The 23,445-nt window shown below is 71.1% G+C and carries 23 protein-coding genes; 14 read left to right on the forward strand and 9 right to left on the reverse strand.

Going from position 1 to position 23,445, the window contains the following annotated elements; translation table 11 throughout:
• Window positions 1–139: 139 nt before the first annotated feature.
• Together ACZ5XS_RS00005 and glmS are read left to right on the forward strand one after the other, a co-directional pair.
• Window positions 140–607 carry an ABC transporter permease gene (locus ACZ5XS_RS00005; protein WP_468646797.1) on the forward strand — a complete coding sequence of 156 codons (468 nt, stop codon included), beginning with the start codon at window positions 140–142 and terminating at the stop codon, window positions 605–607.
• 113 nt (window positions 608–720) lie between these two features.
• The gene (glmS, locus tag ACZ5XS_RS00010; protein WP_468646799.1) at window positions 721–2,568 is read left to right on the forward strand and encodes a glutamine--fructose-6-phosphate transaminase (isomerizing); all 1,848 of its coding nucleotides are present in this window, start codon (window positions 721–723) and stop codon (window positions 2,566–2,568) included.
• Here the strand turns inward: glmS and ACZ5XS_RS00015 are convergent.
• Both ACZ5XS_RS00015 and ACZ5XS_RS00020 read right to left on the reverse strand, forming a co-directional pair.
• Window positions 2,529–2,747 (reverse strand): DUF397 domain-containing protein, encoded by a 219-nt coding sequence (locus tag ACZ5XS_RS00015; RefSeq protein WP_468646801.1) that lies wholly within the window; start codon window positions 2,745–2,747, stop codon window positions 2,529–2,531. The genes glmS and ACZ5XS_RS00015 overlap by 40 nt on opposite strands.
• Before the next feature lie 4 nt (window positions 2,748–2,751).
• Window positions 2,752–3,603 (reverse strand): helix-turn-helix domain-containing protein, encoded by an 852-nt coding sequence (locus ACZ5XS_RS00020; protein ID WP_468646802.1) that lies wholly within the window; start codon window positions 3,601–3,603, stop codon window positions 2,752–2,754.
• 227 nt (window positions 3,604–3,830) lie between these two features.
• On the opposite strand from ACZ5XS_RS00020, the gene ACZ5XS_RS00025 reads away from it, so the two are divergent.
• Window positions 3,831–4,244, forward strand: a complete 414-nt coding sequence (locus ACZ5XS_RS00025; RefSeq protein ID WP_468646803.1) for an ATP-binding protein — start codon at window positions 3,831–3,833, stop codon at window positions 4,242–4,244.
• A gap of 16 nt (window positions 4,245–4,260) precedes the next feature.
• Here the strand turns inward: ACZ5XS_RS00025 and ACZ5XS_RS00030 are convergent, their stop codons facing one another.
• The 5 genes from ACZ5XS_RS00030 to ACZ5XS_RS00050 form a co-directional block, all read right to left on the reverse strand.
• Window positions 4,261–5,124, reverse strand: coding sequence for an immunity 49 family protein (locus ACZ5XS_RS00030; protein ID WP_468646804.1), 864 nt, complete (start codon window positions 5,122–5,124; stop codon window positions 4,261–4,263).
• 27 nt (window positions 5,125–5,151) lie between these two features.
• The gene (locus tag ACZ5XS_RS00035; RefSeq protein ID WP_468646807.1) at window positions 5,152–6,012 is read right to left on the reverse strand and encodes an immunity 49 family protein; all 861 of its coding nucleotides are present in this window, start codon (window positions 6,010–6,012) and stop codon (window positions 5,152–5,154) included.
• A gap of 13 nt (window positions 6,013–6,025) precedes the next feature.
• Complete coding sequence (locus ACZ5XS_RS00040) at window positions 6,026–8,914, reverse strand: hypothetical protein (protein WP_468646809.1); 2,889 nt, start codon at window positions 8,912–8,914, stop codon at window positions 6,026–6,028.
• A 185-nt stretch (window positions 8,915–9,099) separates the two neighbouring features.
• On the reverse strand, window positions 9,100–10,845 hold the full coding sequence (locus ACZ5XS_RS00045) for a M16 family metallopeptidase (RefSeq protein ID WP_468646811.1): 1,746 nt from the start codon (window positions 10,843–10,845) through the stop codon (window positions 9,100–9,102).
• A 134-nt stretch (window positions 10,846–10,979) separates the two neighbouring features.
• Window positions 10,980–11,978 (reverse strand): hypothetical protein, encoded by a 999-nt coding sequence (locus ACZ5XS_RS00050; protein WP_468646812.1) that lies wholly within the window; start codon window positions 11,976–11,978, stop codon window positions 10,980–10,982.
• 166 nt (window positions 11,979–12,144) lie between these two features.
• Between ACZ5XS_RS00050 and ACZ5XS_RS00055 the strand changes: the two genes are divergently transcribed.
• Window positions 12,145–12,516: a holo-ACP synthase gene (locus tag ACZ5XS_RS00055; protein ID WP_217235206.1), complete on the forward strand. Its 372-nt coding sequence runs from the start codon at window positions 12,145–12,147 to the stop codon at window positions 12,514–12,516.
• 40 nt (window positions 12,517–12,556) lie between these two features.
• Here ACZ5XS_RS00055 and ACZ5XS_RS00060 read toward each other — a convergent pair whose 3' ends face one another.
• Window positions 12,557–13,735, reverse strand: a complete 1,179-nt coding sequence (locus tag ACZ5XS_RS00060; RefSeq protein WP_468646814.1) for a hypothetical protein — start codon at window positions 13,733–13,735, stop codon at window positions 12,557–12,559.
• Between the two features lie 143 nt (window positions 13,736–13,878).
• Between ACZ5XS_RS00060 and ACZ5XS_RS00065 the strand changes: the two genes are divergently transcribed.
• The 6 genes from ACZ5XS_RS00065 (at window position 13,879) to ACZ5XS_RS00090 (ending at window position 20,092) form a co-directional block, all read left to right on the forward strand.
• On the forward strand, window positions 13,879–15,378 hold the full coding sequence (locus tag ACZ5XS_RS00065; RefSeq protein WP_468646816.1) for an NAD(P)H-hydrate dehydratase: 1,500 nt from the start codon (window positions 13,879–13,881) through the stop codon (window positions 15,376–15,378).
• Window positions 15,379–15,744: 366 nt separating this feature from the next.
• Window positions 15,745–16,644: a L,D-transpeptidase family protein gene (locus ACZ5XS_RS00070; protein ID WP_468646817.1), complete on the forward strand. Its 900-nt coding sequence runs from the start codon at window positions 15,745–15,747 to the stop codon at window positions 16,642–16,644.
• 45 nt (window positions 16,645–16,689) lie between these two features.
• The gene (gene alr, locus ACZ5XS_RS00075; RefSeq protein ID WP_468646819.1) at window positions 16,690–17,859 is read left to right on the forward strand and encodes an alanine racemase; all 1,170 of its coding nucleotides are present in this window, start codon (window positions 16,690–16,692) and stop codon (window positions 17,857–17,859) included.
• Window positions 17,860–17,978: 119 nt separating this feature from the next.
• Window positions 17,979–19,235 carry an alpha/beta fold hydrolase gene (locus ACZ5XS_RS00080; protein ID WP_468646821.1) on the forward strand — a complete coding sequence of 419 codons (1,257 nt, stop codon included), beginning with the start codon at window positions 17,979–17,981 and terminating at the stop codon, window positions 19,233–19,235.
• Window positions 19,201–19,713: a tRNA (adenosine(37)-N6)-threonylcarbamoyltransferase complex ATPase subunit type 1 TsaE gene (gene tsaE / locus ACZ5XS_RS00085; protein WP_217235200.1), complete on the forward strand. Its 513-nt coding sequence runs from the start codon at window positions 19,201–19,203 to the stop codon at window positions 19,711–19,713. Before ACZ5XS_RS00080 ends, tsaE begins: the two co-directional genes overlap by 35 nt.
• Window positions 19,714–19,921: 208 nt before the next feature.
• Window positions 19,922–20,092, forward strand: coding sequence for a hypothetical protein (locus ACZ5XS_RS00090; RefSeq protein WP_468646822.1), 171 nt, complete (start codon window positions 19,922–19,924; stop codon window positions 20,090–20,092).
• Window positions 20,093–20,105: 13 nt separating this feature from the next.
• On the opposite strand, the gene ACZ5XS_RS00095 is transcribed toward ACZ5XS_RS00090, so the two are convergent.
• Window positions 20,106–20,660, reverse strand: a complete 555-nt coding sequence (locus ACZ5XS_RS00095) for a hypothetical protein (RefSeq protein ID WP_468646824.1) — start codon at window positions 20,658–20,660, stop codon at window positions 20,106–20,108.
• A gap of 114 nt (window positions 20,661–20,774) precedes the next feature.
• Between ACZ5XS_RS00095 and tsaB the strand changes: the two genes are divergently transcribed.
• From tsaB to ACZ5XS_RS00115, 4 genes are read left to right on the forward strand one after another with little or no spacing between them, the layout of a single operon-like run.
• The gene (gene tsaB, locus ACZ5XS_RS00100; protein WP_468646825.1) at window positions 20,775–21,431 is read left to right on the forward strand and encodes a tRNA (adenosine(37)-N6)-threonylcarbamoyltransferase complex dimerization subunit type 1 TsaB; all 657 of its coding nucleotides are present in this window, start codon (window positions 20,775–20,777) and stop codon (window positions 21,429–21,431) included.
• Complete coding sequence (gene rimI, locus ACZ5XS_RS00105; protein ID WP_468646827.1) at window positions 21,428–21,970, forward strand: ribosomal protein S18-alanine N-acetyltransferase; 543 nt, start codon at window positions 21,428–21,430, stop codon at window positions 21,968–21,970. Before tsaB ends, rimI begins: the two co-directional genes overlap by 4 nt.
• Entirely contained in the window at window positions 21,963–23,048 is a 1,086-nt protein-coding gene (gene tsaD, locus ACZ5XS_RS00110) for a tRNA (adenosine(37)-N6)-threonylcarbamoyltransferase complex transferase subunit TsaD (RefSeq protein WP_468646829.1), read from the forward strand. The genes rimI and tsaD overlap by 8 nt, the downstream gene beginning before the upstream one ends.
• The gene (locus tag ACZ5XS_RS00115; protein WP_468646830.1) at window positions 23,045–23,302 is read left to right on the forward strand and encodes a hypothetical protein; all 258 of its coding nucleotides are present in this window, start codon (window positions 23,045–23,047) and stop codon (window positions 23,300–23,302) included. The genes tsaD and ACZ5XS_RS00115 overlap by 4 nt, the downstream gene beginning before the upstream one ends.
• The last annotated feature ends 143 nt before the right edge of the window (window positions 23,303–23,445 follow it).

The following is a 23,445-nucleotide window of genomic DNA, read 5'->3' on the forward strand; positions in this document are numbered from 1 at the left end:
TGTGGAGACGGTGTAAGACCTCAACGGGAGTCTTCCCGGACGGGGCAGTCGTCCGTGAAGCAGGAAACCCGGCGGGCGACCGCTGGAATCCCCCGCCTTTAGGCGGGGGAGAAGTCAAGACCATGTACACGGCGATGGCGTGGCGCTCAACACGGACCTCACCAAGGGCGTGTTCGACCGGCTGCGCAGCCTCCCGATAGCGCGGTCCGCGCCGCTGATCGGGCGGATCACCGCGGACCTGGCCAAGCATGTGTGGGCGCTGCTGCTGATGATCGGGCTCGGTCTGCTGCTCGGCTTCCGGATCACGGGCGGGTTCGACGGCTTCCTGCTCGGCACGCTGCTCGTGGTGGTGTTCGCCGCGGCCGTGTCGTGGGGCGCGGTGCTGATCGGGATGCTCGCCGGCGACGCGGAGAAGGTGCAGGCGTTCGCGTTCACGCTCATCTTCCCGATCACGTTCACCAGCAGCGCGTTCGTCGTCGTGGACACCATGCCCGGCTGGCTTCAGGCGTGGAGCGACGTCAACCCGGTCACCCATCTGTCCGACGCCTTCCGCGGGCTGCTGCTCGGCGGGCCGTTGGCGATGAGGGCCTATCGGGCGAAGGTGTGAGCGAGCTCTCGGGGGCCTCGGAGGGCCTCGGAGGGTCCGTAAGCCGCTGGGAATTTCCGATTTCGGGCAGGAGGTGCCGAGTTCCGGCGACTGTAGGCCCTTAGGCTGCGGCCATGTGCGGAATCGTGGGATATGTGGGATCGCAGTCGGCGCTCGATGTCGTGATGGCCGGACTGAAGCGACTGGAGTACCGGGGATACGACTCGGCAGGCGTCGCCGTGCTCGCGGACGGCGGGCCGGCCGCGGCGAAGAAGGCCGGGAAGCTGCTCAACCTGGAGAAGGAACTGGTCGACCAGCCGCTGCCGACCGGTACGACGGGCATCGGGCACACCCGGTGGGCCACCCACGGCGGGCCGACGGACGCGAACGCCCATCCGCACCTCGACAACGCGGGGCGGGTCGCCGTCGTGCACAACGGGATCATCGAGAACTTCGCCGCGCTGCGGGCCGAACTGGAGGAGCGGGGGCACACTCTGGCCTCCGAGACCGACACCGAAGTGGTCGCTCATCTGCTCGCCGAGGAGTTCTCCTCCTGCGCCGACCTGGCGGAGTCGATGCGGCTGGTGTGCCGGCGGCTGGACGGCGCGTTCACCCTGGTCGCAGTGCACGCGGACCAGCCTGACGTGGTGGTGGGGGCGCGGCGGAACTCGCCGCTCGTGGTGGGCGTCGGAGACGGCGAGGCCTTCCTCGCCTCGGACGTCGCCGCGTTCATCGCCCACACGCGCTCCGCGATCGAGCTGGGCCAGGACCAGGTGGTGGAGCTGCGCCGGGACGGGGTGACGGTCACCGGCTTCGACGGTCGGCCCGCGGAAGCCAAGCCGTTCCACGTCGACTGGGACGCCTCCGCCGCCGAGAAGGGCGGCTACGACTACTTCATGCTCAAGGAGATCGCCGAGCAGCCCAAGGCCGTCGCGGACACGCTGCTGGGGCGCATCGACAGGGCCGGTTCACTGCGGCTGGACGAGGTCCGGATCAGCGCCTCCGAGCTGCGCGAGGTGGACAAGGTCGTCATCATCGCGTGCGGTACGGCCTTCCACGCCGGGATGATCGCCAAGTACGCCATCGAGCACTGGACCCGGATTCCGTGCGAGGTGGAGCTGGCGAGCGAGTTCCGGTACCGGGATCCGATCCTGGACGCGCAGTCCCTGGTCATCGCCATCTCCCAGTCCGGCGAGACCATGGACACGCTGATGGCCCTGCGGCACGCGCGCGAACAGGGCTCCAAGGTGCTGGCCATCTGCAACACCAACGGGTCCACCATTCCGCGCGAGTCCGACGCCGTGCTGTACACGCACGCGGGGCCGGAGGTCGCCGTCGCCTCGACCAAGGCCTTCCTGACGCAGCTCGTCGCCTGCTACCTGGTCGCCCTGTACCTGGGGCAGGTGCGCGGCACCAAGTGGGGCGACGAGATCAGCGCCGTGGTGCGCGACCTGTCGCTGCTCTCCGGCCAGGTCGAGCGGGTGCTGGAGACCATGGAGCCGGTGCGGGCGCTGGCGCGGTCCTTGGCCGACAAGAACACCGTGCTGTTCCTCGGGCGGCACGTGGGCTATCCCGTCGCGCTGGAAGGTGCCCTGAAGCTCAAGGAACTTGCCTACATGCACGCCGAGGGCTTCGCCGCGGGCGAGCTGAAGCACGGGCCCATCGCCCTGATCGAGGACGACATGCCGGTGGTCGTCGTCGTGCCCTCGCCTCGGGGGCGGTCCGTGCTGCACGACAAGATCGTGTCCAACATGCAGGAGATCCGGGCGCGGGGTGCGCGGACGATCGTCATCGCGGAGGAGGGGGACGAGGCGGTCGTGCCGTACGCCGACCACCTGATCCGGATTCCGGCCACGCCGACGCTGCTTCAGCCGTTGGTGGCGACCGTGCCCTTGCAGGTGTTCGCCTGCGAGCTGGCCACGTCCCGGGGCAACGACGTGGATCAGCCTCGGAACCTGGCGAAGTCCGTGACGGTGGAGTGACTGGTCTTCAGCGCGTCGAGGAAGGGGGTGAAGGCTCCGGCCGGGAAGGTGAGGATTGCGCGGGCCGGGGCCTTGGAGTCGCGGACGGCTATGTGGGCGGGGCGGGCGGCGATCTCTACGCAGGCGTTGCCCTCGCCGCCGCCGGAGTAGGACGACTTCCGCCAGGTGTAGGTGATCATGCGCTCACAGCTCCTTCGCCAGCTTGTGGATGAAGTCACGCGAACGATCGGGTTCGAGTGACACCGCTTCTAGCCTACGGAAGAGCGTTCGAAAGCGGTTGAGTTGGGCTTGGGCGTCGATGAATGCCGTGCCGTGCGGGCCGTCGCGTACCACGGTGTCCAAGTGGGGGACCGGGCCGCCCGCGTACACCATGGCGCTGCCGGCTCCGGGGAAGTCGTCCAGGTCGAGGGGGATGACGCGCACGGTGATGTGGGCCGCCTCGGAAAGGTGCAGTACTCGGGCGAGTTGGGCCCGTACGGCGGCCCGATCGCCGACCCTGATGCGCAGCGCCGCTTCGTGGATCACTGCCTCGTATGGGATCGGGTCCGGGCGCTCGATGATGACCCTTCGCGTCATCCGGTGCTGGACCCAACGCTCCACCTCTTCCCCCGGGAACTCCGGGTTCACGTAGGAGAAGAGCGCGCGGGAGTAGTCCTCGGTCTGCAACAGGCCCGGGATGTGCAGGAAGTCCACGTCCCACCGGTAGCTGGCGTGGTGCTCCAGCTCGGACAAATCCAGGAAGGGTGTGGGCAGGTATCCCCGGTACTGCTCCCACCAGCCGCGAGTCCGGTCGGTCGCCATGGCCACCAGGGCATCGATCAACTCGGTGTCCGAGCAGGCGTAGTTGGCGGCGAGCCGACGGAGTCGCTGCTCGCTGACACCTGAGATCGCGGACTCGATCTGGCTCATCTGGACGGAACTCACGCCTAGGAGGCTCGCTGCCTCGGTTGCCTTGAGTCCCGCTGCTTCCCGGAGTTTGCGCAGCTCGGCGCCCAGGCGTACCTGGCGTGCCGTGGGGTGCCGTCGTGCTGGCACGGCGTCCTTCTTCCTTCAACGGCCTTGATGGGGCGACTCGTTCGGGGGCCAGGCTACGCGATCCGCTTGCATGGACTGAAATTTATGGCCTACCGTCGGTGACGCGACGCACACGCTGCGGAACCCCCGGGATACCGGAAGCGCACCGCCCCGTCCTGCCATGACGGCTGCGGCACTGCCACCGCTCGGCGACCTCAACCCCCCCACCACTCGAACGGAGTTCACCCATGCCCGAAACCGACGCCCAGCCATGGGAGTACTGCCTCTACATCCCCAACGACCTACGCGCGGTCACCGTCAGTCGCCGCACCCTCCGCCTGATCCTCACCATGCACGGACTCATCGGCCTCGTCGATGTCGCCGAGCTCCTCGCCGCGGAGTTGGTCTCCAATGCCGTACGGCATACGAAGGGGCCCGCCGCCCTCAGGGTGTGCTGGTCGGCGGGCGTCCTGCGGATCGGGGCATGGGATGCCGACCCGGAGCCGCCCGAACCGCCCACGTCACTGGACCAGAACACCGAGCTGGAGGAAGGGCGGGGGCTGGCGTTGGTGCGGGCGTGTGCCGACCTCTGGGGCTGGCATCCGCTGGCCAGACACGGCAACCGAGGCAAGTTCGTGTGGTGTGAGCTTGCCTCGGCGTGAGCGCCTGCCCGTCCGCTCAGTACTCGATCTCGCCGCGCCAGGCGTAGTCCAGGAGCGCCTTCGGCAGGTAGTCGGACTCGACCTCCACGGACAGGCCCTGGTCCCGGGCCAGACAGGCCATGGCCAGCGGGCCGAGGGCGACCAGGCTGTCGGCGCTGGTCGCCCGGTCCTCGTCGGCGGTCCAGTACTCCTTGTGCCGGCGCAGCGCGTCACCCAGTGCCTTGTCGAACTCCGCGGCGTCCCGGCGGATGACGCGGTACAGGAGGATGAGCGGCGGGTACAGGACCTTCGCCATCAGGTCCGCGTCCGCGTACTGAAGCGCCGCCGGGGCGGTGCCGTCGACCGCCGCGACCAGCTTGTCGCCCACGTCCTGGCGGCCGAGCCAGAAGCTCTGCAGCGTCTCCACCCAGGAGTAGACGTACTCGTCGAAGACGGCGCCGGAGTCACGCAGCAACGGGACGGGCACCGCGGCCAGGGCCCGCAGGCGGTCGTTGTCGCGGCAGACCATCGCCAGGTAGAAGGCGGTGACCCAGGTGCCCGCGTTCAGATGCGACTCGGGACCGGTGGCGGGCAGCGTGCGCTCCCGTTCCCTGATCCGGCAGGTGACGGTGGTGCCCTCGGGCGCGGTCGCCGCGGCGAACAGCGCGGACCCGGTCTGCATGGCGGTGACCCAGGCCTCCCAGGTCTCGAACTTCACCGCCTGCGCGTCGACCGCACAGTGCCGCTGCGCCAGGCTGAGCGCCGTGCTCAGCGCCTGGGGCCGCAGGACCGGCGAGTCGGCGAACTTGTCGAGGATCCAGTTCGCCGTCTCGCCGAGGGCGTCGAGAGTCTCCGGCACGTCGCCCGCGGGGTACTCGTGGCGGGGAACGGTCGTGGCCACGGACGCCTTCCTCCGGTTACGAACGGCTCAGGTGTCGAGCTCGCCGATCCAGGCTCCTTCGACCAGTGCTTGGGGGAGGTAGTCCGACCGAACCTCGTCCGGGAAGTCGGCGTCGTGCCCCAGGCACGCCATGGCCAGCGGGGCGAGGGCCACGAGTCCCTCGCTGCTGGAAGCGCGGTCCTCGTCCGCGGTCCAGTACTCCTTGTGCCAGCGCACGGCATCGGCGAGTGTCGAGTTGAACTGCTCGCTGTCCTGGCGCAGGTAGCGGTAGAAGAGTTCGAGCGGGGGATAAAGGATCTTCAGCATGAGCTCGGGACTGGCGATCACAGCCGTCTCCGGCTTGGTCCCGTCGACCGCGGCAACCAGCTTTTCACTCACATTGCCGCGGTTGAGCCAGTAGCTCTGCAGGGCGTCGATCCAGTCGTAGATGTACTCGTCGTACTCCGCCCCCGACTCCCTGAGGAGGGAGATCGGAACAGTGCACAGTTGCGTCATCCGATCCTGCTCTCGGCAGATGACGGCGAGCCAGAAAGCCTTGAGCCAGTTACCGGCATTCGCGCTGTACTGCGGACCTGAGGCGGGGATGGACCTCAATTTCCCGGCAATGCGCGCTTCGACGCGGCCGTCGGACGCGGTGGCTGAGGCGAACAGTGCGGAACCGACCTGCATCGCCGCCACCCACGCTCGCCAAGTCGGAGAGTACTCGGCCAACGGGTCACGGAGGCACCGCGCTTCTGCTTCGGTGAGTGTCATGAGGAAAGCCTGATCGAAATTCCTCGAATCCGACTCGAGTTCATCGATGGCCTCAACGGCTCCCTCGTGAAGAAGTTCGCACCATCCTTCGGCGTCATCGGCAGGAAAGTCGTGACGAGTTACGATGACGGTCACCGTGCAGCTCCCTTTAGCTTATGTCGAAGTGTTTCATGGTGTAGCCGATATGGTGACCTGGATTCTCAGTCGCCTTGACATAGATGTAATCCAGCTTACCAGCCGCCAGCTGCTTCAGAAGCGTCTTCGCCAGCGCGGCCTCGTTGGGGCGCTTCAACATATCGCTGAGGGTTGCCACGACGTATTCACGCGTCCCTTGCTTGACGCGTACGCCGCTCCCACCGCCATCCACTCCCTGCACTTTCCCCACGCCTTCACGGTCCTTGAGTTCACCGTTGGGCGCCTTGGACTCGACCAGCATATGCCGGTCGCCGTTCTCGTATATGTGGTCGAACCTTCGATTTCCGGTACCCGGTGGCGTGACATCGCGAGCATCTGGGAAATTGTCAGGTATCGCGTGGTATTTGACCACGTCCTCGCCATAGGCCTCGCTGGCGCGAGTGTTGTACTTGTCGGAACCGAATGCCTCCTGTGCCTCTTTCAGGGCGGTGGCATTCTCGGGCGACGGATCATCCTTGAAGGCGCGTTCGGCGGTGTTCAGCTCCATGGAAGCCCGCCTGTGGGCCGCCGAATCATCGAGATGGTCGATGTGGTCGGGGGAAACGGTGTCTCGCGTACCTTCAACAGGTTTGATCGGCTGGTACTTCTCGGGCGCCGCAGGGGGGCGGCCCTCCGGGTTGTACCATTCCCCCGCGTCATTCTGCTTCAGCCGGGTCAGCGGGTGACCGTTCTCGTCCTTTCCGTAAATGCTCTTACGCGTACCGTCAGAGTCATAGTGCTTCTGCCGCCAGTCCGGATCGGCGTTGGCCTTTTCCACTTGCTGCCGGCTGATCTCCTGCCGCTCGTCGGGGGTGAGCGGACGGTCCTGACCGGTGCCGTCACGGTCCGGGCCGGCCCCCGTGTCGTCCGTGCCACGGGCCGTGTCATCCGCGCCCCCGGCCGCGTCGTCCGCACCGCGGGCCACGTCGTCGAGGCCGGCGGGGTGGACGCCGCCCGTCGACGGGGGCTCGTTCGTGCCACCACCTGTGCCCGGGCCGTCGTTGTGGGTGCCGCCTGTGCCCGGGCCGTCGTTGTGGGTGCCGCCTGTGCCCGGGCCGTCGTTGTGGGCGCCACCGCCTGTGCCCGGGCCGTCGTTGTGGGTGCCGCCTGTGCCCGGGCCGTCGTTGCGAGCGCCGCTCGTTGAGGGGGTGTCACCGTTGCCCTGGCCGAGCGGGTTGTTCAGGTCGTTCCTGGGCATGTGGTCGCCCACCTGGCCGCCGGGCGTGGGGCCTGCCGTGCCGCCCGGGGTGGTGTCCGGGCGGCCCGTGGGCAGGTCGTCACCGACGCGGCCGATGTCACCCAGGTTGGTGTCGAGGCTGTCGCCCAGGCGGACGTGCTGACCCGCCTGCTCGGCGGCGTTGGCGCCCGCGCCCACCAGCGCGGGCTCCCTGACCGGCGAGTCGACGCGGGGGGTGTCCGCGCCCGACGCCGGGTTGCCCGAAGCCGGCCCGTCCACCACGTCCTTGGGTGCGTTGCCGACGTTGTCGACCACGTTGCCCTGGTTGTCGAGGAGGTTGCCGTTCCGGTCCATGTACTGGGCCGGGGAGCCGTCCACGCTCGGCAGTTTCGTCGTGCCCGCGGGAAGGACCGGGGTGTCGTCCGGGAGTTTGATGTTGCCGTCGGGGAGCCGGGTCGCGCCGTCCGGGATCGTGGCGCCCTCGGGCAGGTTCACCGTGCCGTCGGGGAGCTTGACCGCACCCTCGGGGAGAGTGAACGCGTTCTCGGGCAGGGTGGGGATGTCGATGTTGCCGACACCCTTCAGCGCCGCGCTGATGTCGCCGATCTTCGACAGCCCCGCGCCCGCGCCCTTGGCGATGTAGGTCATCGGGTCGATGACCTTGCCCGCCTTGCCGGCCGCGGAGAGCACCTTGGCGACCGCGCCCGCCTTGCCGGCACCCGCCACGCCGGCACCGGCGCCGCCCGTGAACACGGTCGTCAGGACGTTGAAGGTGACCGCACCGGCCGCACGGCCGGGGTTCTTCCCCCACTCGTCCCACGCCACCAGCGCCTTGCCGGTCTCCTTCATCGCGGTGCGCGAATCACGGATCCAGGACGGCAGTTTGTCGTCCGGCAGCGTCCAGAACATCGCGCCGACACCGGGGATGGAGGAGATCGCCAGACCGGTCGCCAGCTGCGCGAGGCCCTTCCAGGCCTGGCCCATGGCGTCCCAGCCACCGAAGCCGACGAGGGTGCCGAGGCCCTTGATGGTGCCCCAGACGCCGTCGACGATCAGGCCGTCCCACACGAACGACTTCACCCAGTGGCCGACCTCGTACCAGTGGTGCTTCTCCTCCACCGGATCGCCCCACGGCACCTGGGCGTTCTTCATGTCCTCGGCGTTGAACCCGTACTGGTCCGTGCGCTCGGAGCCGTCCCCGGCGACCATCTGGGTGCCGCCCCACAGCGCGGTGATCTTGTTGTGGGCGGTGCGTTCCGCCGCCCAGAACGCCGCCACCGTCGCGGTGATGTCGTCCCGGATCTGGTTGTGCTCGTCGACCTTGTCCTCGTCGTACTCCCACTCGTCGTCGTCCTTGACGGACCCGACGAACGCCGTCGCGTCCGCCTTCAGCTGCTTCAGCTTGTCGACGAGCGGCCGGATCTCCGTGGCGTACGACGACAGGGCGCCCGACACGCTTTCGAGGTCGTCGGCGAAGGCGTCCGCGCGGTCCTTGACCGGCTTCGTCGTCGCGAACAACTGCTCCGCGTCGGGAGCGGTGTAGTACGCCGACAGCCCCTGAAATTGGGAGTGGACGTCCTCGCCTGTCTTGCGGACGTTGCCCGCGTCCTTCTTCAGATCCGCGTAGTCGGTCTCCAACTTCGGCAGATCACCTGTGAACTGCGGTATCTCCCCCGGCTTGAGCACGCTGCCCCTCGCCCCCCGTTACTCCCAGACGTCCCCGACTCGAGCATCTGAATCAATTGACGCGTTGCGTCCGTCGGCCGGTTCCAGCCTAAGAGCGGAACGGCTGTTTCGGGAGGGGGAGTTGTGAGCACACACGCCCCAGCACCTCACCCCTCGGCCCCGCCATCCCTCAACCCCGCCAGCCCTCAGCCCCGCCTCCGCCGCCGCGCCCGGTACACCTGCCACGTCACGAACAGCAGCGGCAGTTCCAGTACCCAGATGCCGGCCACCGCGTCCCACTCCGGGTTCACGGCCCCGGCCTCGTCCGCGGTGACCAGCGCGCAGAGCAGGCCCCAGACAACCGCCACCGCGCCCACGAGCCACAGCCCGAGCGTCCAGCCCCACGTCGACCGGCCCCCGCCGCTCCCGGAAGAGGCCGCTTTCCGCTCTCTCGGCCGCGGGATCTGCTCCGGGGCCCTCGCGGGCATCCGTACCACCGCCGCCTCCGGCACCGCCGCGTCGATCGCCGCTATTCGCTCCGGCGTCACACCCCGGTACAGGGTCGGCTCGACGGTCACCGCGAAGCCGTCGAGGCCGGTCAGGGCACGGGCCCCGTCCGGGCGGGCGGTCATCGCCGCGCAGGCGTCGTAGCGCACGGTCACCGGGCCGCCGGGAGTCGTCAGGGTGACGCCCTCCGCGCCTATGACCAGGGTGACCTGGTCGCCCTCCAGGGACTGGTGCCGGGTGCCGGTGACCGCGTCCCGCGAGAACTGCGGGGCGAGTGTGCAGCCCGCCCAGTCGGCGCCCCCGCGGCCCGGGACCTGGAGCAGGCCCGACGCCCACGCCTCCCGGGCCACCTCGCGCAGGTCGGCGACCGTCACGGCGTCCAGTTCGGCCTTGTGCTCGTCGGGGGAGAGGAGACGGTGGCCGAGGAGGAGGTTGAGGGCATAGGAGGGGAGGGCGGCGGCGCCGAGGTCGGGACCGTCGTACGTCTTCATGATCTTGCCGCGTACCGAGTCGAGTTCGGACTGTTCGATGCGGCCCGCCCGCAGCCGGGCGAGGGTGTCGACGAACCCTCCGACCACCGCGTCCTGCTTCTTCGGCAGGGCGTCGGCGTACGCCGTGAGCGTCGCGAACCCGGCGTCGCGCGGCGTGTAGTCGGCCTCCGCCGTGTACGAGTAGCCGCCCTCCTGGCGCAGGTCCTGGAAGAGGGCACGGCCGAGGATGTCGGCGAAGACGGAGGCGGCGGTGGAGCGGCGTACGACGGCGTTGAAGACGACGTGGCCGTCGTCGCCGTGGATGTACGCCGGGGTGGTCGGCAGCGCGGTGGAGGCCGCCGGCGCCGGGAAGCGGGTGCCCGCGGGGAGGGTGAGGTCCAGTCCCTCCGGCACCGCGTCGCTCGTGATCCACAGCACCGCGTTGTCCCGGGTGAAGCGGGTCTCGGCCCAGTGCCGGACCTGTTCGGGCGTCAGGTCCCAGGTGCCGAGTTCGTTGTAGCTGGACAGGCCGTAGCCCTGGGCGCCGTAACGCCACAGCGGGAGCTGGGAGTCGGCGCCGCCACCGCGGCTCGCGGCCTCCGTGCGGAGGATCTCCTTCTCGGTCTCCAGGCGGTCCAGCGGCAGGTCGCGCAGGGCGGCGCAGACGCCGTTCAGATGGGCGACCACCTCCTCCTCGCTGCCGGTGACGTGGAAGAGCGTGTACGCGTTCGCCGTGGCGCCGTTGTAGTGCAGGTCGGTCAGGCCCAGGCGGTGCAGGGCGAGGTGTTCGACGAGGTGGGTGATCCCGGAGGTGGCCAGGGTCTCGTCGGCGCGGCCCACACGGAAGAAGAGGCCCGCGGTGATCTCGCCCTGCCGGGAGGGGGCGTAGAGGGTGGGGATGCCGTGGGTGGTGGTGTGGGACAGCAGGTCCTTGAGCGCGTCGAGGCCGTCCGTGTCGTGCAGTTCCGCCGTCATGTGCAGCCCCGTGGTCCCGTGTCGTTCCGTCTGTCGTGCCGTCGGTCGTTCCGTCGGTCGTTCTGACTGTGGCGCTGTCCGAGGCGGTGTCTGTGGCTCTGCCTGGGGCTCTGTCGTCATCTGTCGGTCCCCCTTCAGAGCGTCGCCAGCGCCGACTTGCGGTACTTCACGAACGCGCCCCTCGGATCGGGCAGGTACGACCACGGGAAGTCCGAGGCCCGGTCGCCGAGCGCGGTGAAGTGCGGCAGCGCGTCCTCGAAGTGACCGCCGAGCGAGAACGCCATCGCGAACGCGCTGTGCGCGCCGAGCCCGTACCAGCCGGGCCGGTAGGCGGGGTGCAGCACGGACACCTGGGCGGCGAAGCGCAGGTCGTCGCGGACCGGGAGGCCGCGCATGTACGCGCCGGCCTCCGTGCCTTCGAGGTCCAGCCAGTGCTCCAGGTGCGCGAGCGCGACCAGGGCGCCGGCGTGCGAGCCGTCGGGGGCGGCGGCCGCGGCCTCCCGGGCGAAACCGTGCGCGGCGTCCCAGGAACCGCCCCACTTCGGGCACAGCTGCTGGAGCAGCTGCATCTGCGCCGGGTGGTGGTGCGGGTGGTGGGCGGACAGGCGGTCGTAGCGGCGCCGGGCCTCGGACTGCCCGAGGGACAGGCCCCGGGCGGTGATCAGACGGACGGTCCAGGCCGGGGCGTATCCCGGCTGCTCCGCGCAGACGTCGATCAGGATCTGCTCGGCCCGCCGCAGCCAGTCGTGGAACTGGTCGAACTGTTCCCTCGAGACGTGCTTGGCGCGGAGGTCGCTGCGGATGCCCCAGCCGACGCGGACGTACCGGTCGGCGAGCAGGGTGCGGGGCAGCGGGTCCGCCGGGCGGTCCGCCACGGCCTTCTCCAGCATGCCCTCGACGCCGTCCGTCTCCGCGAGGAGCCCCATGGCGAAGGAGACCTTCTCGGCCGAACCGAGCGACGTGAAGTACGCCTGGACCGCGGGCCAGTGGCCCTGCTCGGCGGCGCTGCGCAGGGGGACGAGCTCGGGAAGTGTCTCGTACGGATCGAAGGACGGCCCCGATGTGCCGGCGGACCGTTTCCCGCCGCTGCCGCTGCCGCTGCCGCTGCCGCTGCCGCTGCCGGTAGTGCTCATGCCTGTTCCGCCCCCTGGTGGTCCCCGGACGCCGACGCGCCGACCGGCCCCCAGAGCCCCCCACGGTGCGATGACGTATGTGATGTCGATCTGTTGAAGTCGCCGCAGGCTAACAGTCGGCTGTGACACACGCGTCGGCGGAGGCGCCGGTCGTAGGGTGCTCGGCATGAGCATCATCGGTGTCGGGATCGACGTGGCGGAGATCGACCGGTTCGCGGCGTCGCTGGAGCGTACGCCCCAGATGGCACGGCGTCTGTTCCTGGACAGCGAGTTGCTGCTGCCGAGCGGGGAGCGCCGGGGTGTCGCCTCGCTCGCGGCGCGGTTCGCGGCCAAGGAGGCGCTCGCCAAGGCGCTGGGCGCCCCGGCCGGGCTGCACTGGACGGATGCCGAGGTCTACGTCGAGGACAGCGGGCAGCCCCGGCTGCGGGTGACGGGGACCGTGGCGGCGCGGGCGGCGGAGCTGGGCGTGCGGTCGTGGCACGTGTCGCTGAGCCATGACGCGGGGGTGGCCTCGGCGGTCGTCGTCGCGGAGGGGTGACAGGCCCTCAGCCCGCCGGGGCCACCTTTCGTACGGGCCGTCAGCAGATCGACTGGCTGCTGTTGACCAGGGTGTTGTTGCGGAACGTGGTGTTCGTGCCGCAGGGGTTCTCGCGGATCGAGGAGTTGGTCACCCTCAGGTTCTGGACGATGATGTCCGAGTTGTTGGGGAACTCCGAGCGGGCCGCGAGGCGTATCTCGCCGCCACCCGTGACCGTGCCGCTCTGCGCGGCGAGGTTCACGTTGTAGCAGTTCTCGATCAGGACCGCGTTGTTGCCGGTGTTGGAGAGCGTCACCCTGTCGATGACCGCGCCGCCGCTCTCCGACACGCAGAAGACGCCGCGTCCGCCGCCGCGGGCGATCACCTCGCCGACGCGGATGTTGGTGGGGTAGCCGCTGCCGACGCGGCCGTTGCGGTTGGCCATGCGGAAGGCCGCGTACCCGGTGCCGGTGCCGGCGTTCTCCGCGTCCACCTTGGTGACGGTGGCGTTGATGGTCTGGTTGAGCAGGAGGCCCGACTCGCCCACGTTGCGCGCCGTCACCGTGCCGACGGTGAGGCCGTCGACGCCGTACGTCTCGACCGCGTGGCTGGAGGCGCCGGAGACGTACGCGTTGTCGATGCGGACGTTGCGCGTCCACTGGCTGGTGTCGCCGCGGTTGTCGATGCGCACGCCGAGGCCCGCGGACAGGCGCATGTCGAGCTGCCCGAGGACCACGTTCTGGACGTTGCGCAGGAAGACGCCGTAGAGCGGGCTGCCGGTGAGGTTGAGGTGCTGCACCTCGATGTCGCGGGTGCCGCGGGAGTAGACCGGGGCCTGGTCGCCGGAGCCGGTGCCGGTGACGTTGATCGTGCCGCAGACGTCCAGGGCGGTGTAGCTGGGGAGCGAGATGCGCGAGCCGGCGGACATCGAGCCCGAGCCGCGGACCACGACCCGTTCCTTGGCGGTGCGGCCGGCGGTGAGGCTGTTGACCGCCGCCTGGACCGCCGCGCGCAGGTCGGTGCCGGTGTAGACGGTCGAACTGCCGCGCCGGGCGGTCCAGGTGCTGCCGTTGAGTACGGCCTCGGCCTGGTAGGAGCCCTCGCCGCAGGCGGCAGCTGCGGCCGCCGCGGCCGGTGCGGGGGTGGTGGGGGCGGCGGTGGCCGGAGCGGTGAGGGTGCCGACGGCGGTCAGGAGGGCGGCTGTACCGACGGCGGCGATGAGTGCGGCTCTGCGTCCCATGGGGAGGCGTCCTCTCGAGGAACTTCGTCGAATCGATTCGACTGAATCGATTCATCCGGTGGGGGCCGGTGAGTTTGGCAAAGGGGTGGCAAAGGGTCAATGGCTGTGACGAGGTTCGTGCCGTACGGGGGAGACTCGAACGCATGCGTACTGCGTACAGCGTGGAGACGGTCAGGACCGCCGAACGGGAGCTGATGGCACGGCTCCCCGACGGGGCGTTGATGCAGCGGGCGGCAGCCGGACTCGCCGCCGCCTGCGCGGACTTGCTGGGGCGGGTGTACGGCCGCCGGATCGTCCTGCTGGTCGGCAGCGGCGACAACGGCGGCGACGCCCTGTACGCCGGGGCCCGGCTGGCGCGGCGAGGAGCCGGGGTCACGGCGGTGCTCCTGGCGCCCGAACGCACCCACGCCGGTGGGCTCGCCGCGCTGCGGCGGGCCGGTGGCGGGGTGGTGCCGAGCGGGCAGGCGGCCGGTGGCGGGGTGGTGCCGAGCGGGCAGGCGGACGGCAGCCACGACTTCCCGCGCGCCGCCGCCGACCTGATCGAACGGGCCGACCTCGTGGTCGACGGGATCGTCGGCATCGGCGCCAAGGGGCCGTTGCGGCCGGACGCGGCGCCACTCGCCGCGCTGGCTTCGCGGTCACGGGCCGCCGTTGTCGCCGTCGACCTGCCGAGCGGCGTCGATCCCGACAGCGGCGAGGTCGACGGCACCGCGATCCGGGCCGACCTGACCGTCACGTTCGGGACGCACAAGCCGGGGCTGCTGGTCGATCCGGGGCGGGAGTACGCCGGTTCGGTACGGCTCGTCGACATCGGGCTGTCGCTGCCCGGTGAGCCTGCGCTGGAGGCCTTGCAGCACGCGGACGTGGCGCGGTTGCTGCCGGTGCCGGGGGCCGAGAGCGACAAGTACCGGCGGGGGGTCGTCGGGATCGCCGCCGGGTCCGCGCGCTATCCGGGGGCCGCCGTGCTCGCCGTCTCGGGGGCGCTGCGGGGCGGGGCCGGGGCCGTGCGGTACGTCGGGCCCGCGGCGGACGCCGTCATCGCGCGCTTTCCCGAGACGCTGGTGTCGGACCGGGGGCCGCGGAAGGCGGGGCGGGTGCAGGCGTGGGTCGTCGGGCCGGGGGCGGGGGATGACGCCTCGACGGTGGCGGAGGTGCTGGCGGCGGACGTGCCGGTGCTGATCGACGCGGACGGGCTGCGGCTGGCCGACGTGGACGCGGTGCGGGGGCGTGGCGCGCCGACCCTGATGACCCCTCATGCCGGGGAGGCCGCCGCGCTGCTCGGGGTGGCGCGGGAGGAGGTCGAGCGGGCTCGGCTGGACTCCGTGCGGGAGTTGGCCGGGCGGTACGGGGCGACCGTGCTGCTGAAGGGGTCGACGACGGTGGTGGCCGACGCGGGGGGCGGCGGGGCGGTGCGGGTGAACCCCACGGGGACGTCGTGGCTGGCCACGGCGGGCAGTGGGGATGTGCTGTCGGGGCTGGCCGGGTCGTTGTTGGCGGCGGGGTTGTCGGCGCTGGACGCGGGGAGTGTGGGGGCGTATCTGCATGGGCTCGCGGGGAGGCTGGCGGCGGAGGGGGCGCCGGTGGGGGCGCATGATGTGGCGGCGGTCCTGCCTCGGGCCTGGCGGGATGTCGTGCGGGGCTGAAGCGGCGGTCGGCGGCGGTCGGCGGTGGCCGGGGATGGCCGGGGATGGCCGGGGGTGGCCGGGGGTGGCTGGGGGTGAGAGGTGCCCTCGGGGGGTGCCCTCCGGGGGTTTCGCCCCCGCCGCCCCTTCCCTTCCCGTCCCTGGGGGCTGCCGCCCCCAGACCCCCGCTTCGGCCTGAACGGCCTCGTCCTCAAACGCCGGACGGGCTGGAGATGCGGCCGGCGTTGGTAGGGGTCCGGAGGGGCTGGGGGGTCTGGTCGGCGTTTGTGGGGGGCCGGACGGGCTGGAGGGGGAGCGCTCGGCAATAAGGGTGACCCCGCCGCGCGGCAGCGCCCTCGTGACGGGGGCCCGCGATTCTCTGATCGCATGATCAGCACACGTGTTGTCCCCAGGTTCACCCCTCGATGTATCGCCGTACTCCTTGTCGCCGCCACCGCCCTGCCCGTCGGGGCCGCCTCCGCCGAACCGGCGCCGCCGGCTGCCGGGTCCGAGGCCGAGCTGGTGCCCGGTGTTCCGCCGGGGCCTTATCAGCCGTGGCAGCTCGACACGCCCGATCAGGCGTTGCCGCCGAGGGTGTACGAGCCCACTGCCGAGGAGGACGCGGTGGAGCCGCGCGGGGCGGTGGAGGGGACGTATGAGCTGGTCGAGTACGTGCCGTTGGCCGATGCTGTCGCGGGGGTGACGTGCAGCAGGCTGACCGGGCCGTATCAGCGGCAGGTGGAGCGTTGGCTGAAGCGGACGGTGGACGGGAAGCAGTCCGCGGGGGACTGCAGGGCGATCCGGGCGTTTCAGGTGCAGCAGAAGATCAAACCCGCCATCGGGTTCGCCGGGCCGGTGACCTGGGCGCGGATGCAGCTCATCTCCGCGAGGAAGAATCCGAATGCCGCGAGGAAGTGCCCTGTCAGGGCCTATCGGGTCGCCTGTGTCGATCTCACCCGACAGCTGACCTGGGTGCAGAAGGGGGAGAAGGTCGTGTACGGGCCCGTGCCCATGCGCAGTGGGCGGGCCGGGTACCGGACGCGGGCCGGGTGGCACACCGTCTACTGGCGGCACAAGAACCACGTGTCGACGCTCTACAACCAGCCCATGCCGTACTCCCAGTTCTTCAGCGGCGGGCAGGCCTTCCACGCCGTCTACGGCAGCATCTTCACCACCGTCGGCTCGATGGGCTGCGTCAACCTGAGCCTCGGCGACGCGCGCACGCTGTGGGGTGTGCTGAAGAAGGGCGACCGGGTGTACGTGTGGGGGCGAAGGTCCGGAACGTAGGCGTCCGGCGGTCCTGTCGGACCCCTCTGAGACACTGGGGGCGCCATGACTGAGACAGCACCTGCCCCGACCGCACCGCTGCGGGCCCGCGCCGAGATCGACCTGGCCGCGCTGCGGGCCAACGTGCGGAGCCTGCGCACCCGTGCCGCGGGGGCTTCCGTCATGGCCGTGGTGAAGTCCGACGCGTACGGCCACGGGGCGGTCCCATGTGCTCGCGCGGCGGTGCGGGCCGGGGCGACCTGGCTCGGTACGGCCACGCCCGAGGAGGCCCTCGCACTGCGGGCCGCCGGGCTGGACGGCCGCATCATGTGCTGGCTCTGGACACCCGGCGGGCCCTGGCGGGCGGCCGTCGACGCCGATCTCGACATCTCGGTGAGCGGGATGTGGGCCCTTCGTGAGGTCACCGAGGCGGCTCGCGGTGCCCGTACTCCCGCGCGCGTGCAGCTCAAGGCCGACACCGGGCTGGGGCGCAACGGCTGTCAGCCCGGCGAGGACTGGGCCGAGCTCGTCGGACAGGCGCTGAAGGCCGAGCGTGAAGGGCTGGTCCGGGTCACCGGCCTCTGGTCGCACTTCGCCTGCGCCGACGAACCCGGGCATCCCTCCATCGCCGCCCAGCTCACCCTTTTCCGGGAGATGGTGGCGTACGCGGAGGGCCAGGGCGTGCGGCCCGAGGTGCGGCACATCGCCAACTCGCCGGCCACGCTCACCCTTCCCGAGGCCCACTTCGACCTCGTACGGACCGGGATCGCGGTCTACGGGATCTCGCCGAGCCCCGAGGTCGGCAGCCCCGCCGACTTCGGGCTGCGTCCGGTCATGACGCTCTCGGCGTCCGTCGCGCTCGTCAAGCACGTGCCGGGCGGGCACGGCGTCAGTTACGGGCATCACTACGTCACGCCGGGCGAGACGACCCTCGGCCTGGTGCCCGTCGGCTACGCGGACGGCATTCCGCGGCACGCCTCCGGAACCGGCCCGGTGCTGGTCGGCGGCAAGTGGCGGACGGTCGCGGGGCGGGTCGCCATGGACCAGTTCGTCGTCGACCTGGGCGGTGACGAGCCCGAAGCGGGTGCGGCCGCCGTGCTGTTCGGGCCGGGCGACCGCGGTGAGCCCACCGCCGAGGACTGGGCACAGGCCGCGGGGACCATCGCGTACGAGATCGTCACCCGGATCGGAACGCGCGTTCCCCGCGTCTATGTGAATGAGGAACCAGTCGGGTAACCCGCAAGGGCACGGAAGAACAGCACGCCCGGCATCACCCGGCACCATCCGGCACCATCCGGCAACACCTGTGTCACCCGACCCAGCGAACCAGCAGTCCGGCGAAGAGGAGCGGTTACGTGAGCGAGAGCAGTGCGGAGGCCGTCGTGGACGCTGCCGCGGCCGTCGCCTCCGCCACGGGGGCGGCCGCCGGCTGGCGCCGGGCGACCGGCATCGCGGGTGCCGCGATAGGGGTGGTCGCCGCGGGCGCGGCGGCCGGAGTCGCCATAGAGCGGCTCACCGTCGGCCGCGGCATGCGCCAGAAGGCGCGGCTCGCGCTGGACTCGACCGGACCGTACGGCGCGCTGCGCGGCACCCCCGGCAAGGCGTACGCCGACGACGGCACCGAGCTGTACTACGAGGTCGACGACGTCGACCCGGACACCACCACCGCCTCCCTCGGCCCCCGGCGCCGGCGGCTCTTCGGCCGCAAGGCACCCGCACCCGTCACCGTCGTCTTCTGTCACGGCTACTGCCTGAGCCAGGACTCCTGGCACTTCCAGCGCGCCGCTCTGCGGGGCGTCGTACGGACCGTGCACTGGGACCAGCGCAGCCACGGCCGGTCCGCGCGGGGCGTGGCCCAGGTGCAGAACGACGTGCCGGTCAGTATCGAGCAGCTGGGCCGCGACCTGAAGGCCGTCATCGACGCCGCCGTGCCGGACGGACCGCTCGTGCTGGTGGGGCACTCCATGGGCGGCATGACCGTCATGGCCCTGGCCGACCAGTACCCCGAGCTGATCCGCGAGCGAGTGGTGGCGGCGGCGCTGGTGGGCACGTCGTCGGGGCGGCTCGGCGAGGTGAACTTCGGGCTGCCCGTGGCGGGCGTGAACGCCGTACGGCGCGTGCTGCCCGGCGTGCTGAAGGCGCTGGGGCAGCAGGCCGCCCTGGTGGAGAAGGGGCGCCGGGCGACCGCCGACCTGTTCGCCGGGGTCATCAAGCGGTACTCGTTCGCGTCGCGGGACGTCGACCCGGCCATCGTCCGGTTCGCCGAGCGGATGATCGAGGGCACACCGATCGACGTGGTCGCCGAGTACTACCCGGCGTTCAACGACCACGACAAGACCGAGGCCCTCGTCCACTTCGCCGGCCTGCCGGTGCTCGTGCTGGCCGGAGTGGGGGACCTCGTCACGCCCAGCGAGCACAGCGAGGCCATCGCCGACCTGCTGCCGGACGCCGAGCTGGTGCTCGTCCCGGACGCCGGGCACCTGGTGATGCTGGAACACCCGGAAGTGGTCACCGACCGGCTCGCCGACCTGCTCACCCGGGCGGGTGCCGTACCCGCAGGAGCTACCGTGGGTGGCTATGGAAGCACCAGCAGCGCCGCACGACCCGGCTGACACCGAGCTGACCGTCACCTCCCCCGAGCAGATGCGCGAGCTGGGCCGCCGCCTGGCCAAGCTGCTGCGCGCCGGCGACCTCGTGATGCTCACCGGTGAGCTGGGCGCGGGCAAGACGACGCTGACCCGCGGGCTCGGCGAGGGCCTCGGCGTCCGGGGGGCCGTGACGTCCCCGACCTTCGTGATCGCCCGGGTGCACCCGGCCCTCGGGGACGGGCCGCCGCTCGTCCATGTCGACGCGTACCGCCTCGGTGGCGGCCTCGACGAGATGGAGGACCTCGACCTCGACGTCTCGCTGCCCGAGTCGGTGATCGTCGTGGAGTGGGGCGAGGGCAAGGTCGAGGAGCTGACCGACGACCGGCTGGAGATCGTGATCCACCGGGCCGTCGGGGACACCACGGACGAGGTGCGGCACGTGACGCTGACCGGGCTGGGCGAGCGGTGGGCGGCGGCGGACCTGAGCGTGCTGTCGGCGTGAACCGGACGCGGCTGTTCATGCGAACCGGACGCGCCTGTTCATGCGAACCGGACGCGCCTGTTCGTGTGAACGGCAGCTGCCGGAGATGAAGGTTCCGACAAGGCGTCGGCAAGATGTTGCGCTTGACGTCTCGTGCGTGGTCACATGGTATCCAGTTCGTAGTTAGGTCTACCTAACTACGCCCGCCCCCGAACTTCAGGAGGCGTCCATGTCGGCCATCGAGAACAAGCCGGAACCGCGGCCGTACGCGGTCGCCGCCGGGGTGTCCATGCGCGACCTGCTGGCGTCCTGCGCCGCCGCGCACGCGGTCTCCACGCCCCCGCGGCTGCCCGATCCCGGCACGGTCCAGCAGCCCGCCGAGCATCGGGAAGCGGCCTAGGACCCGTCCGGCTCTAGCGGACCACGACGACCCTCGCGCCGATCGTCGCGGACTTCCACATCGCGTCGCCGTCGGCACGGGACTCCCGGATGCCGCCCGTCCTGGCCGGGCGGCCGGAGACCGGCGCGCGGTTTTCCACCGCCGCGCTGAAGCCGATGGCCACGCCGTCCACGCTGGTGAAGCGCACGACGTGCTCGACGGGGATGCCGTCGGTGCCGGTGATCCTGTTCGAGCGGGACGTGACCGTGTACGTGCCCGGGGCCGGGGCGACGGTCCCCGGGGTGACCTTGAAGGTGCGGCTGACCTTGTTGCCCGGGCCGACCAGCCACACCCGGTCGCGGTCCAGCGAGTAGACGACCCGTTCACCCTTACCGGAGTCGGCGGGCAGCGCGGTGGGGTTCTCCTGGCCGAGGGGCGCCCTCAGAGCGGCTGCCGCGGCCGGGCTGCCGGTGTCCGGTCCGCCGAGGCCGGCCGGGACGTTCGCCGAGGCCTGGTAGGCGAGGAAGCCGACCGTCGCCAGGGCCGCCACGGTGAGCCCGGCCACGATTCCCGAGCTGCCACTTGCCACCGTCGTCCACCTCATGCCTCGTGTAGTACGTCCCGCTTTGCGGTGACGGTAGCAGCAGGTGACCACCCCTCCCGGACGGCCGTGCCCACGCCGCGGGAGCCGTAGGCTGTTTGCGTGCTCTTGCTCGCTCTGGATACCGCCACCCCCGCCGTCACCGTCGCGCTGCACGACGGCACGGACGTCATCGCCTCGTCGAGTCAGGTGGACGCACGCCGGCACGGCGAGCTGCTGCTGCCGGCCGTCGACCGCGTCCTCGCCGAGGCCGGCCTCACCATCGACGCCGTCACCGGTGTCGTCGTCGGCATCGGCCCCGGCCCCTACACCGGGCTGCGCGTCGGCCTGATGACCGCGGACACCCTCGGTCTCGCGCTCGGTGTCCCCGTCCACGGCGTGTGCACCCTCGACGGCCTCGCGTACGCGGCCGACATCGAGAAGGGCCCCTTCGTCGTGGCGACCGACGCCCGGCGCAAGGAGGTCTACTGGGCGAAGTACGCCGACTCCCGCACCCGCCTCACCGACCCCGCCGTCGACCGGCCTGCCGACATCGCCGGCCAGGTGGCCGGACTGCCGGCCGTCGGCGCGGGCGCGCTGCTCTACCCGGACACCTTCCCGGTCGCGCACGAGCCCGAGAACGTGTCGGCCGCGGCGCTCGCCCGTCTGGTCGTCGAGAGACTGGCCGCGGGCCGGGAGCTTCCCGCCCCCCGGCCCCTGTACCTGCGCCGCCCCGACGCCCAGGTCCCCAAGAACTACAAGGTGGTCACCCCCAAGTGACCCGCACCGTGACACCTCGACTGCGCGAGATGCGCTGGTGGGACATCGACCCCGTGCTCGAACTGGAGCGGGACCTCTTCCCCGAGGACGCCTGGAGCCGGGGCATGTTCTGGTCCGAGCTGGCCCACTCCCGGGGCGCCGAGGCGACCCGGCGGTACGTCGTCGCCGAGACCGCCGAGGGGCGCCTGGTCGGCTATGCCGGACTGGCCTCCTCCGGAGACCTGGCGGACGTACAGACCATCGCCGTCGCCCGCGACCACCAGGGCACCGGCCTCGGCGGACGGCTGCTGACCGAGCTGCTGCGGGCCGCGTCCGCCTTCGAGTGCGCCGAAGTGATGCTGGAGTGCCGGGTGGACAACATCCGCGCCCAGAAGCTCTACGAGCGCTTCGGTTTCGAGCCCATCGGTTTCCGGCGCGGCTACTACCAGCCGGGCAACGTGGACGCCCTGGTGATGAAACTGAACGGCCCCTCCACCTCCACCTCCACCTCCACCTCCACCTCCGTGAACGGCGTACAAGGAACCGAGATCCATGGCTGACGAACCGCTCGTCCTCGGCATCGAGACCTCCTGTGACGAGACCGGCGTCGGCATCGTCCGGGGCACCACCCTGCTGGCCGACGCCATCGCCTCCAGCGTCGACGAGCACGCCCGTTTCGGCGGGGTCGTGCCGGAGGTCGCCTCCCGGGCGCACCTGGAGGCGATGGTGCCGACCATCGACCGCGCGCTGAAGGAAGCGGGGGTCTCGGCGAGGGACCTGGACGGCATCGCCGTGACGGCCGGTCCGGGGCTCGCGGGTGCCCTGCTCGTCGGCGTCTCGGCGGCGAAGGCGTATGCCTACGCGCTCGGCAAGCCGCTGTACGGCGTCAACCACCTGGCCTCGCACATCTGCGTGGACCAGCTGGAGCACGGGGCGCTGCCGGAACCGACGATGGCGCTGCTGGTGAGCGGCGGCCACTCGTCCCTGCTGCTCTCCTCGGACATCACCTCCGACGTACGGCCGATGGGCGCCACCATCGACGACGCGGCGGGGGAGGCCTTCGACAAGATCGCGCGCGTGCTCAACCTGGGCTTCCCGGGCGGCCCGGTCATCGACCGGTACGCGAAGGAGGGCGACCCGTCGGCCATCGCGTTCCCGCGCGGTCTGACCGGGCCGCGCGACCCGGCGTACGACTTCTCCTTCTCCGGGCTGAAGACGGCCGTGGCCCGCTGGATCGAGGCGAAGCGCGCGGCGGGGGAGGAGGTGCCGGTGCGGGACGTGGCGGCCTCCTTCCAGGAGGCGGTCGTGGACGTGCTGACCCGCAAGGCGGTCAGGGCCTGCCGTGACGAGGGCGTCGACCACCTGATGATCGGCGGGGGTGTGGCCGCCAACACCCGGTTGCGGGCGCTGGCCCGGGAGCGCTGCGAGTCGGCCGGGATCCGGCTGCGCGTCCCGCGGCCCAAGCTGTGCACCGACAACGGGGCGATGGTGGCCGCGCTGGGCGCGGAGATGGTGGCGCGGAACCGGCCGGCGTCGAGCTGGGACCTGTCGGCGGACTCGTCCCTGCCCGTGACCGAACCGCACGTACCCGGGCACGACCACGTCCACGAGGTCAGCAACGGGAACCTGTACGCATGACGGTCGCGCTGATGTGGGAGGCGCGGGCGGCCGACGGGCGCGGCGCGGAGTTGCTGGCCTGGGTGCGGCGGCAGGAGCTGCCCGAGGCGCCGCTGCGCCGGGAGACCTTCCGGGCCCCGCAGGACCGGGTACTCGTCATCACGTGGTGGGACGCGGCCTACGACGCCGACCTGCCCGAACTTCCCGAACCCGGCGGTGACCTGACCGGCCGTCCGGTGCATCGGTGGCGGTTCGAGTCGGTGAACGCGGGCTGACGGGGACGCAGGGCGCTTCCAGGGGTGGCCTCGTCGTGCCCTCTTCCCGGTGCGGACCGTGCCTCCGCTGCGGCGGTCACTGTGGCTCCGGCCGGGGCGGTCATCACGCCCCGGCTGCGGCGCCGAGCATGCCTGGCTCCGAC

It is taken from the genome of Streptomyces sp. NPDC033131 (assembly GCF_055578365.1).